Annotated in this window: 12 protein-coding genes and 1 pseudogene; 12 read left to right on the top strand and 1 reads right to left on the bottom strand. The window is 66.0% G+C overall.

Going from position 1 to position 10,464, the window contains the following annotated elements; translation table 11 throughout:
* Positions 1–510: 510 nt before the first annotated feature.
* From secY to truA, 12 genes are all read left to right on the top strand, one after another.
* A complete protein-coding gene (secY, locus tag ACWF7A_RS43945) occupies positions 511–1,821 on the top strand; it encodes a preprotein translocase subunit SecY (RefSeq protein WP_452256396.1) in 1,311 nt (436 codons plus the stop codon).
* The gene (locus tag ACWF7A_RS43940; RefSeq protein WP_090074342.1) at positions 1,822–2,370 is read left to right on the top strand and encodes an adenylate kinase; all 549 of its coding nucleotides are present in this window, start codon (positions 1,822–1,824) and stop codon (positions 2,368–2,370) included.
* A 59-nt stretch (positions 2,371–2,429) separates the two neighbouring features.
* Positions 2,430–3,215, top strand: coding sequence for a type I methionyl aminopeptidase (map, locus tag ACWF7A_RS43935; protein ID WP_452256395.1), 786 nt, complete (start codon positions 2,430–2,432; stop codon positions 3,213–3,215).
* Positions 3,216–3,417: 202 nt separating this feature from the next.
* On the top strand, positions 3,418–3,999 hold the full coding sequence (locus ACWF7A_RS43930) for a hypothetical protein (RefSeq protein WP_452256394.1): 582 nt from the start codon (positions 3,418–3,420) through the stop codon (positions 3,997–3,999).
* 122 nt (positions 4,000–4,121) lie between these two features.
* Entirely contained in the window at positions 4,122–4,343 is a 222-nt protein-coding gene (gene infA, locus ACWF7A_RS43925; protein ID WP_005166804.1) for a translation initiation factor IF-1, read from the top strand.
* 25 nt (positions 4,344–4,368) lie between these two features.
* Positions 4,369–4,482, top strand: coding sequence for a 50S ribosomal protein L36 (gene rpmJ, locus ACWF7A_RS43920; protein ID WP_010148647.1), 114 nt, complete (start codon positions 4,369–4,371; stop codon positions 4,480–4,482).
* A gap of 216 nt (positions 4,483–4,698) precedes the next feature.
* Positions 4,699–5,079, top strand: coding sequence for a 30S ribosomal protein S13 (gene rpsM / locus ACWF7A_RS43915; RefSeq protein WP_045309821.1), 381 nt, complete (start codon positions 4,699–4,701; stop codon positions 5,077–5,079).
* A 37-nt stretch (positions 5,080–5,116) separates the two neighbouring features.
* Positions 5,117–5,524, top strand: coding sequence for a 30S ribosomal protein S11 (gene rpsK, locus ACWF7A_RS43910; protein WP_033436732.1), 408 nt, complete (start codon positions 5,117–5,119; stop codon positions 5,522–5,524).
* A gap of 23 nt (positions 5,525–5,547) precedes the next feature.
* Positions 5,548–6,153, top strand: coding sequence for a 30S ribosomal protein S4 (gene rpsD / locus ACWF7A_RS43905; protein ID WP_452256393.1), 606 nt, complete (start codon positions 5,548–5,550; stop codon positions 6,151–6,153).
* A 151-nt stretch (positions 6,154–6,304) separates the two neighbouring features.
* Positions 6,305–7,363, top strand: a complete 1,059-nt coding sequence (locus tag ACWF7A_RS43900; protein WP_030478322.1) for a DNA-directed RNA polymerase subunit alpha — start codon at positions 6,305–6,307, stop codon at positions 7,361–7,363.
* Positions 7,364–7,411: 48 nt separating this feature from the next.
* Positions 7,412–7,981 carry a 50S ribosomal protein L17 gene (gene rplQ / locus ACWF7A_RS43895; protein ID WP_452256392.1) on the top strand — a complete coding sequence of 190 codons (570 nt, stop codon included), beginning with the start codon at positions 7,412–7,414 and terminating at the stop codon, positions 7,979–7,981.
* Positions 7,982–7,983: 2 nt separating this feature from the next.
* On the top strand, positions 7,984–8,832 hold the full coding sequence (gene truA, locus ACWF7A_RS43890) for a tRNA pseudouridine(38-40) synthase TruA (RefSeq protein WP_452256397.1): 849 nt from the start codon (positions 7,984–7,986) through the stop codon (positions 8,830–8,832).
* A 282-nt stretch (positions 8,833–9,114) separates the two neighbouring features.
* Here truA and ACWF7A_RS43885 read toward each other — a convergent pair.
* Positions 9,115–10,238, bottom strand: a pseudogene (locus ACWF7A_RS43885) (IS30 family transposase).
* Between the last annotated feature and the right edge of the window lie 226 nt (positions 10,239–10,464).

The raw sequence follows: 10,464 nt of genomic DNA, 5'->3' as shown, positions 1-10,464 counted from the left end.
TGGGGGTTCAAGTCCTGCTCGTGGGTGAGTTGTCCCCACCCCTACCTGCATGCAGCAAGAGCTGTGGCGCGACTCGTGATGGGACCCCACCGCCCGGCTCTTATGGAAAGACTGCTCGCCTTCGGCATCGCTTGAGGGCTCGCCTTCGGCTTCGCGTTGCCGTCCCTGGGCGTGCGACTGCTGTCTCGGTTGGGGTGTCTGGTGGGTTCTGCTCTGCGGGGATTTTTGCGGGAACTTTGAGGTGTGTGTGGACGTTCGCGGTCGGCGTAATTGCTGCTCGTAGCACGGATTTGCCGGAGGCGGTACCCCGGATGGCCTAGTGGTTCGGTCAGAGATCAACCGGTTGGAACCTGTGATTGGCCACTGGGTACGGCCTGGTCGGGGAGGGCTGTTAGAGTCGCGGGCTGAACCCGGATGTCCTCCGGGTTGCTTGGTCGTGGCTACCTGACTCGGCCTGCCAACTACCGCATGTGCCGGTCCCTGGGGGTCGGCAACGCTCAGGAGGTTCGCGTGCTCGGCGCATTCCGCTCGGCTCTCGCGACGCCGGATCTACGCAAGAAGATCCTGTTTACGCTCGGGATCATCATTGTGTACCGGCTTGGTGCGACCATGCCCGCGCCGGGCGTGTCCTTCAAGAACGTGCGGGCGTGTGCTGAAGCGCTTGAAGGCCAGAACATCTACTCGCTGATCAACCTGTTCAGCGGTGGTGCTCTGCTCAACCTGTCCGTGTTCGCGCTGGGCATCATGCCCTACATCACCGCGAGCATCATCATCCAGCTCCTCACCGTGGTCATCCCGCGGTTCGAGCAGCTGAAGAAGGAAGGACAGGCTGGTCAGGGCAAGCTCACGCAGTACACGCGCTACCTGACGATCGGTCTGGCCATCCTGCAGTCGACCGGTCTCGTGGCGCTGGCCGTGCGCGGGCAGCTCTTCGGCGAGTGCGACCAGGACGTCATTCCTGGCAAGGACAGCATCTTCACGCTGATCGTGCTGGTCATCACCATGACCGCCGGTACCTCGGTCATCATGTGGCTGGGCGAGCTCATCACCGAGAAGGGCATCGGCAACGGCATGTCGTTGCTGATCTTCACCGGTATCGCCGCCCGCATCCCCGCCGAGGGCAAGAACATCCTCGACAAGAGCGCCCTCACGTTCACCCTCGTGGTCGTGGCCGCACTCATCATCATCGCGAGCGTCATCTACGTCGAGCAGGCTCAGCGCCGCATCCCGGTGCAGTACGCCAAGCGCATGATCGGCCGCCGCATGTACGGCGGTACGTCGACGTACCTTCCCCTCAAGGTGAACCAGGCCGGCGTCATCCCGGTCATCTTCGCCTCTTCGCTGCTGTACCTGCCGGACCTGATCGTGCGTCTGACCCAGGGCTCCTCCACCGAGCAGAACTGGTTCTCCACCTTCGTGCAGACCTACCTGGTCAAGCAGTCGAGCTGGGTGCACATCGCCACGTACTTCCTGCTCATCGTCTTCTTCACTTACTTCTACGTCGGCATCACGTTCAACCCGGACGAGCGTGCTGACGAGATGAAGAAGTTCGGTGGCTTCATCCCCGGCATCCGTCCCGGTCGCCCCACCGCCGAGTACCTCAAGTTCGTCCTGGGTCGCATCACGCTTCCCGGTTCGCTCTACCTCGGCATCGTGGCGATCCTGCCGAACCTGTTCCTGGACCTGACCGGCGACGGCCAGAACCAGAACTTCCCGTTCGGCGGCACCGCGGTTCTGATCATGGTCGGTGTCGGTCTCGACACCGTGAAGCAGATCGAGAGCCAGCTCATGCAGCGCAATTACGAAGGGTTCCTCCGCTAGATGCGACTCGTTCTCGTTGGCCCGCCTGGCGCGGGCAAGGGCACCCAGGCCGAGGTTCTGAGCCGCAAGCTCGGCGTGCCGCACATCTCGACGGGCGACCTCTTCCGGTCACACATCAGCAACCAGACCGAGCTCGGGCTGGAGGTGCAGAGCATCCTCGACGAGGGCGCTCTCGTGCCGGACTCCATCACGAACGAGATGGTGCGCAAGCGCTTGGCCGAGTCCGACGCCGCGGACGGGTTCCTGCTCGACGGGTTCCCCCGCAACGTCGCCCAGGCCGACAAGCTGGGCGAGTTCCTCGCTGTCGGTGGCCACTCGCTCGACGCGGTGCTGGAGTTCCGGGTCGACGAGGACGTCGTGGTGGAGCGGCTGCTCGCACGCGGGCGCACGGACGACAAGGAAGACGTCATCCGGCACCGCCAGCAGGTGTACCGCAACGAGACCGCGCCGCTGCTGAGCTACTACGCGGAGAAGGTCATCTCCATCGACGCCGTCGGTGAGATCGACGAGATCAGCGAGCGTGCGCTCGCCGCGCTGAACGAGAAGTGACAGGCGGGCTGCTTCAGCGGCTCCGTGCTGTCGTCACCGGTGCAACAGATCGTGAAGGCATGAGCAAGATCGAGATCAAGACCCGCGGCCAGCTGGAGGCCATGCGCGCCTCCGGCCTGGTCGTGGCACGGGCGCTGCAGAACGTCGTCGACGCGGTGAAGCCCGGTGTGTCCACGTGGGAGCTCGACGAGATCGCCGAGCAGACCATCCGCGACGCCGGGGCCATCCCGTCGTTCAAGGGCTACCACGGCTTCCCGGCGAGCATCTGCGCGTCGGTGAACGACCAGATCGTCCACGGCATCCCCAGCAAGACGCAGGTGCTGGCCGAGGGCGACCTGATCTCCATCGACTGCGGTGCGATCCTCGACGACTGGCACGGCGACTCGGCCGTCACGGTCGGCGTCGGCGAGCTGTCTCCCGCGGACCACAAGCTGTCCGAGGCGACCAGGCTGTCGATGCTCGCGGGCATCGAGGCCGCGGTGGCCGGCGGCAGGCTCACGGACATCTCGTTCGCCATCGAGTCCTCGGCCATCGAGTCGGGGGAGCGCGACGGCATCGAGTACGGCGTGGTCGCGGACTACGGCGGCCACGGCATCGGCTCCAAGATGCACATGGAGCCGTTCCTGCCGAACTTCGGCAAGCCGGGCAAGGGTCCGCGGCTCAAGGTCGGCATGGCCATCGCGATCGAGCCGATGCTGACGCTCGGCACCGACGACTCCCAGGAGCTCGAGGACGGCTGGACCGTCATCACGCTCGACGGCACGCGTGCCGCGCACTGGGAGCACAGCGTCGCGATCACCGAGGACGGCCCCTGGGTGCTCACCGCGCCGGAGGAAAGCAAGTAGCCCCAACGGTTTGGACATGGCCCCGTTCGCCCTTCGGTGAACGGGGCTATTTCGTTTGTCAGGGCCGATACGGTCGAGGTGACGAACGAGTCCAATGCTTGGGGGCATTGTGGGGGTAACCCGTTTCGTCCTGTCCGCCCTTCTGATTCCACTAGCAGGCTGTGCTGCCTCTAAGCCGGCCACCGATCTGACCTACCAGGACGTGCCGGCGGAGCGGATCGCCGACCGGATCTTCCTGGCCGACGCCATCGCGGCGGCGGAAGGCTGCCGGCCGCCGTTCTCCGACGTGGTCGTGCGGCGTCCGAACTTCGTCAGCCCGCCGGAGCCCGTCGACGGCGGGTGCGGCGGCAACGTCCGCGCCACCGCGTCGTGGGAGTACGTCGACGCCGTGAGTCGCATCACTGTGCTGCACGACGTCGTGGTCCGGGAGTGGGACGTCCTGCTCCGGTCCGGGCCGGAGGCCGCCGAGACGCGGTCCTACGGGACGACGTTGCTGCACTGCCTCGACCGGGCCGGGTTCGCCCAGCGCGGTCCCGGTGACCCGAGCCTTGAGAGCTACGGCATCGGATCGGGTGACGTCGCGCTCAACAACGCAGCTCAGCAGTGTTCTGACGACACCGGCTACGGGTGGCGGGCCGCCGCCCAGCGCCTGCGGACGTTGAAGTCGGTGCTCGGCAGGCACGAGTCCGAGATCAACGACATCGCGCGTCTGAGACCCGTGCTCGAACGGGGTGCGCGGCCCGACGCGGGTCCTGAGCGGACCCGATTTGGGTTGCCGCAGTGAACTGCGTACACTGGTCAGGTGGCGCATCTGTCGCGCCGGTTCTGTCATGCCCTCGCAGGTGAGATCGAACCGGGCTGGGACGCGCCCAAACGTATTTATCACCGTCACGAAACGCGGAGGACATGGGCAAGAAGGACGGGGCCATTGAGGTCGAGGGCCGCGTAGTCGAGCCGCTCCCCAACGCGATGTTCAGGGTCGAGTTGGAGAACGGTCACAAGGTACTCGCGCACATCAGCGGCAAGATGCGACAGCACTACATCCGCATCCTCCCTGAGGACCGGGTTGTCGTGGAGCTCTCGCCCTACGACCTGTCCCGCGGGCGCATCGTCTACCGCTACAAGTGACCTCCAGTAGCAGGAGATCTCAGGCGTGAAGGTTCAGCCGAGCGTCAAGAAGATCTGCGACAAGTGCAAGGTGATCCGCCGTCACGGCCGGGTCATGGTGATCTGCGAGAACCTGCGCCACAAGCAGCGCCAGGGCTGAGCAGTTCCACTCGCGCTCGTCGAGATCTTCGATGACGCAGTAACGAGACACTCCTCGCACCTACCGCACGGGCTCCATGCGTGCGGACACCCCCGGATTTCCAGGCCGGGGCCGGGACACCGGTTGTGAGAGCAGCCGGAACGACACACAGCGAGTCAGTCACCGGAATTGGGCGAGGAGCAGACCTGGAAGTAATCGACAGGAGTTAACCGCCACATGGCACGACTCGCTGGCGTCGACCTCCCCCGCGAAAAGCGGATGGAGATCGCGCTCACCTACATCTTCGGCATCGGTCGTACGCGCTCCAAGGAGCTGCTCGCCGCCACGGAGATCTCCCCGGACCTCCGGGTGAAGGATCTGACGGACGACGACCTCGCCAAGCTGCGGGACCACATCGAGACGAACTACAAGGTCGAGGGTGACCTTCGCCGTGAGGTCGCGGCCGACATCCGTCGCAAGATGGAGATCGGTTGCTACGAAGGTCTTCGGCACCGTCGTGGCCTGCCCGTTCGCGGACAGCGCACCAAGACGAACGCCCGTACCCGCAAGGGTCCGAAGAAGACCGTGGCCGGCAAGAAGAAGGCCGGCAAGAAGTAAGACCTCGCGTCTACTGCCCTCAACTTAGGAGTTCGTTTTGCCACCCAAGTCCCGTACGGGCGCCGGGGTCAAGAAGGTCCGGCGCAAGGAAAAGAAGAACGTCTCGCACGGCCAGGCGCACATCAAGAGCACGTTCAACAACACCATCGTGTCGATCACCGACCCGATGGGCAACGTGATCAGCTGGGCGTCCGCCGGCCACGTGGGCTTCAAGGGCTCGCGCAAGTCCACGCCGTTCGCGGCGCAGATGGCTGCCGAGAACGCCGCCCGCAAGGCCGCCGAGCACGGCATGCGCAAGGTGGACGTGTTCGTCAAGGGTCCCGGCTCCGGCCGTGAGACCGCGATCCGTTCGCTGCAGGCCGCCGGTCTCGAGGTCGGCACCATCCAGGACGTGACCCCGCAGCCCCACAACGGCTGCCGCCCGCCCAAGCGGCGCCGGGTCTGAGGCACGGGGAGGAGTAAGAACTAATGGCTCGTTATACGGGACCCGCGACGCGCATCTCGCGTCGTCTGAAGGTTGACCTCGTTGGTGGGGACCAGGCGTTCGAGCGCCGTCCGTACCCGCCCGGCCAGCACGGCCGTGGCCGGGTCAAGGAGTCCGAGTACCTGCTGCAGCTCCAGGAGAAGCAGAAGGCTCGCTACACCTACGGCGTGCTCGAGAAGCAGTTCGTGCGCTACTACAAGGAAGCGGTTCGTCGCCCCGGCAAGACCGGCGAGAACCTGCTCCAGATCCTCGAGGCCCGCCTCGACAACGTGGTGTACCGCGCAGGCCTCGCCCGCACGCGTCGCCAGGCTCGCCAGCTGGTCAGCCACGGTCACTTCATCGTGAATGGCCAGAAGGTCAACATCCCGAGCTTCCAGGTGTCGAAGTTCGACATCATCGACGTGAAGCCGAAGTCCATGCCCACGCTGCCCTTCGAGGCTGCGCGCGCGTCCTTCGGTGACCGGCCGATTCCCGCTTGGCTGCAGGTCGTGTCCTCGAACCTGCGCATCCTCGTGCACCAGCTGCCCGAGCGCGCGCAGATCGACACGCCTGTCACCGAGCAGCTCATCGTCGAGCTCTACTCGAAGTGATCCTCTCCGAGCCACCGTCCTTCTGGGACGGTGGCTCGGGTCGGGTCCCGCATCGGCGCGAAGGGTGTGCCGAGTGCGTTTGCCGGTCAACGCGACCGGCCGTTGTTGACGGCGTCAAATAGTGGGCGTCGTTGTCGAAAGGTAGAACCCAGTGCTGATTTCCCAGCGCCCCTCGCTCGCCGAGGAAGCGGTCTCCGAGACCCGTTCCCGGTTCGTCATCGAACCGCTGGAGCCGGGCTTCGGTTACACGCTCGGCAACTCGATCCGCCGCACGCTGCTCTCGTCGATCCCCGGTGCTGCTGTCACGAGCATCCGCATCGACGGCGTGCTGCACGAGTTCACCACGGTTCCCGGGGTGAAGGAGGACGTCACCGACGTCATCCTGAACCTCAAGGAGCTCGTCGTCTCGTCCGAGGAGGACGAGCCGGTGACCATGTACCTGCGCAAGCAGGGCCCCGGTGTGGTGACCGCGGGCGACATCGTGCCTCCGGCCGGTGTCACCGTGCACAACCCCGACCTGCACATCGCGACCCTGAACGGCAAGGGGAAGCTGGAGATCGAGCTCGTCGTCGAGCGCGGTCGCGGCTACGTCCCGGCTGTCCAGAACAAGCAGGCGGGTGCCGAGATCGGCCGCATCCCCGTCGACTCGATCTACTCGCCGGTTCTCAAGGTGACGTACAAGGTCGAGGCGACTCGTGTCGAGCAGCGCACGGACTTCGACAAGCTGATCCTCGACGTGGAGAGCAAGCCCTCGATCACTCCGAGGGACGCCGTTGCCTCCGCGGGTAAGACCCTGGTCGAGCTGTTCGGTCTCGCTCGCGAGCTGAACATCGACGCCGAGGGCATCGAGATCGGCCCGTCGCCGGCCGAGGCTGACACCATCGCCGCGTTCGCGATGCCGATTGAGGACCTGGACCTCACCGTCCGGTCCTACAACTGCCTCAAGCGGGAAGGCATCCACACCGTCGGCGAGCTCGTGTCGCGCAGCGAGGCGGACCTGCTGGACATCCGCAACTTCGGTGCGAAGTCGATCGACGAGGTCAAGATGAAGCTCGTCGGTCTCGGCCTCGCTCTGAAGGACTCGCCTCCTGGGTTCGACCCGTCCGCGGCTGCTGCCGACTACCACCCCGGTGACACGGGCTGGGGCGCCGGCACTGGCCTGGACCCGCACGACGACGGCCAGGACTACGCGGAGACCGAGCAGCTCTGACGCTCTGACTCAGAGCTAGAGGATCTCTTTCAGTTACAGGAGTAAGCGATGCCCACCCCTACCAAGGGCCCACGGCTCGGTGGGTCTCCGGCGCACGAGCGGCTGCTGCTCGCCAACCTGGCGACGGCGCTGTTCCAGCACGGCCGGATCAAGACCACTGAGGCCAAGGCGAAGCGGCTGCGTCCGTACGCCGAGAAGATCATCTCGAAGGCCAAGGCCGGCGACCTGCACAACCGTCGCGAGATCATGAAGGTGATCCGCGACAAGGACGTCGTGCACAAGCTGATCGCCGAGATCGGTCCGTTCTTCAGCGACCGTTCCGGTGGCTACACCCGCATCACCAAGACGCTGGCGCGCAAGGGCGACAACGCCCCCATGGCCATCATCGAGCTGGTGCAGCAGAAGCTCGTCTCCACCGAGGCCGAGGCTGCGCGCAAGACCAAGTTCGCCAAGGACGAGAAGCCGGCTGAGACCGCGGCTGTCGTCGAGGCTGACGCTGACGAGACCAAGGCCGAGGACGCTGTCGAGGTTGACGGCGAGCCGACCGCTGAGGCCGTCGAGGCCGAGGAGTCGAAGGACGCCGAGGCCAAGGACGAGTCCGCCAAGGACAAGTCCTGAGTCTGAACGCTGACGAGCCCGTCGTTCCCGGTTCCGGGGGCGGCGGGCTCGTTCGTGTTCGGTTCGACCTGGGGTACGACGGGACCGAGTTCTCCGGGTGGGCTCGGCAGCCGTCTCGCAGGACCGTGTGCGGGGTCCTCGAGGACACGCTCTCCATGGTGTTGCGGGAGGACGTGTCGTTGACGGTGGCCGGGCGCACCGATGCCGGGGTGCACGCCTCCGGACAGGTCGCTCACGCTGATCTGCCCGTGTCCGTGGATGTTGCCGGCCTGCCGAAGCGGTTGGCTCGGGCATTGCCCGCGGATGTTCGGGTTTTCGGTGCTCGCGTGGTGCCTGCTGCCTTCGACGCCCGGTTCTCGGCGTTGCGGCGGCACTACGAGTACCGCGTTGCGGACGCCGAGTTCGGGGCGCATCCGTTGCGGCGGTTGGACACTCTTGCCTGGCCTCGTCCTCTGGACGTCGACGCCATGAACGTTGCCGCTGGGTTGTTGCTGGGGGAGCACGACTTCTGCGCGTTCTGCAAGCGGCGCGAGGGCGCTACCACGATCCGGGAGCTGCAGCGGCTCGAGCTGGTGCGGTCCGAGGTCGACGGGGTTGTCACGGCGTTCGTGTCCGCTGATGCGTTCTGCCACTCGATGGTTCGGTCGTTGATCGGGGCGTTGCTGGCTGTCGGGGAGGGGCGGAAGGTGGCTGGGTGGCCTGCCTCCCTTTTGTCGCTTCACGGGCGTGCTAGCGGGGTCACCGTGGCTCCTGCGCACGGGTTGTGTTTGGTTCGGGTGGATTTCCCCGGGGATGGGGAGTTGGCGGCTCGGGCTGAGGCGACTCGGCGGGTTCGTACGTTGTCTTCCTGATCTTTGGGGTTGGGCTGGCTTTTGTGTTGGGGTTGACCTGGTGTGGGGCGAGCATTGCGATGGGCTGACGTCTGCGTGGGCTGACGTCTGCGTGGGGCTGCCTTGGCGTGGGGCGACCAGTGCATGGGGCTGACCTTTGCGGTGGGCTGCCTTGGTGTGGGGCGACCTTTGCGTGGGTCACCTTGCGGGCGGCCACCTTTGCTTTGAGTGCTTCCCCTGGGGGCTCTGCCCCCAGACCCCCGGCAATCTGGTGGATTCCAGGGGTCGTCGCAACGCGAATGATCAACTGGCGTCGGTCAGAAGTTTAGCGAGGCGTTCGGCTGGGGTGTCCCAGCCGAGTGTTTCGCGTGGGCGGCCGTTGAGCTGGACGGCGACGGCTTCGAGGTGTTCGCGGCTGTGGACGGAGAGGTCTGTGCCTTTGGGGAAGTATTGGCGTAGCAGGCCGTTGGTGTTTTCGTTGCTGCCGCGTTGCCAGGGTGAGTGTGGGTCGCAGAAGTAGACCGGGATGTCGGTGGCGATGGTGAACCCGGCGTGGCCGGACATTTCGGCGCCTTGGTCCCAGGTCAGTGATCTGCGCAGGTGCGTGGGCAGGCCGCTCATGGTGTCGATCAGGGCGTCGCGGACGGTGTCGGCGGTGCGGCCGTGGGGCAGGTGCACGAGCAGGACGTAGCGGGTGACGCGTTCGACCAGGGTGCCGATGGCGGACTTGTTGTCCTTGCCGATGATCAGATCGCCTTCCCAGTGTCCGGGGACCGCCCGGTCCTCGGCTTCGGCGGGCCGTTCGCTGATCATGACCATCGGGGTGGCCATGCGCGGAACACGCTGCTGGGCCTGGCGGCGCGGGCGGCGCAGCGCCCGCCCGGTGCGCAACGCGGCGGTGAGCTCGCGGCGCAGTTCACCGCGTCCTTGGACGTAGAGGGCCTGATAGATCGTCTCGTGGACCACGTGCAGCTCCGGGCGATCGGGGAAGTCGCGGCGCAAGCGTTTCACGATCTGTTCCGGGCTCCATCTCTGGTCCAGGCCGTCCTGGACGGCTGGCGCAGCACGGGATTCGCGGCGATCTTGCCGATCTTGGGCCGTGGCCGGCGTGCCAGGGCACGAGCCTGGGCGGCGTGAGGCCGGTAGTCGCCGGAGTGTTCGTGAGCGTTGCGCCGCAGTTCCCGGCTAACAGTCGAGCAGTCCCGGCCCAGCTCGGCCGCGATCTGCCGCATCGAGACACCCGCCCGGCGACGGTCAGCGATCACGATCCGCTCGTCCTCGTTCAAGAACCTGCCCCGCACAGGCGCCGCCGCCTCGGTGATGGGCGGCGACGCCGCGTTCCATCTCGACCGCGGCCTGCCGTGACGCCACCGCTTTCCGGTCCGGTAGTTCACGCCGACGACCCGGCACGCCTCCCGGCTGCTCACACCACTCGCCACAAGATCAAGATAGGCGGCCCGTTCCCGATCCAGCCGCCCACGCCTCGACCGATCCTCCCGGATCTCGAACATCACAACCCCGAACAACCCAGGCGTTGCAACGACCACGAGAACCCAAGTCTGATCAGGGGGCCAGCGCTGTTCGCGGGTTGATGGCACGCCTGTTGCTTTGAGCGGCTGCCTGTTGCGTTGCTGGGTGGCGTCGGCGGTGGGG

Source organism: Lentzea sp. NPDC055074, assembly GCF_053608005.1.
Note: the sequence above shows the minus strand (reverse complement) of the source record. Positions and strands in the feature narration are given on the sequence as shown.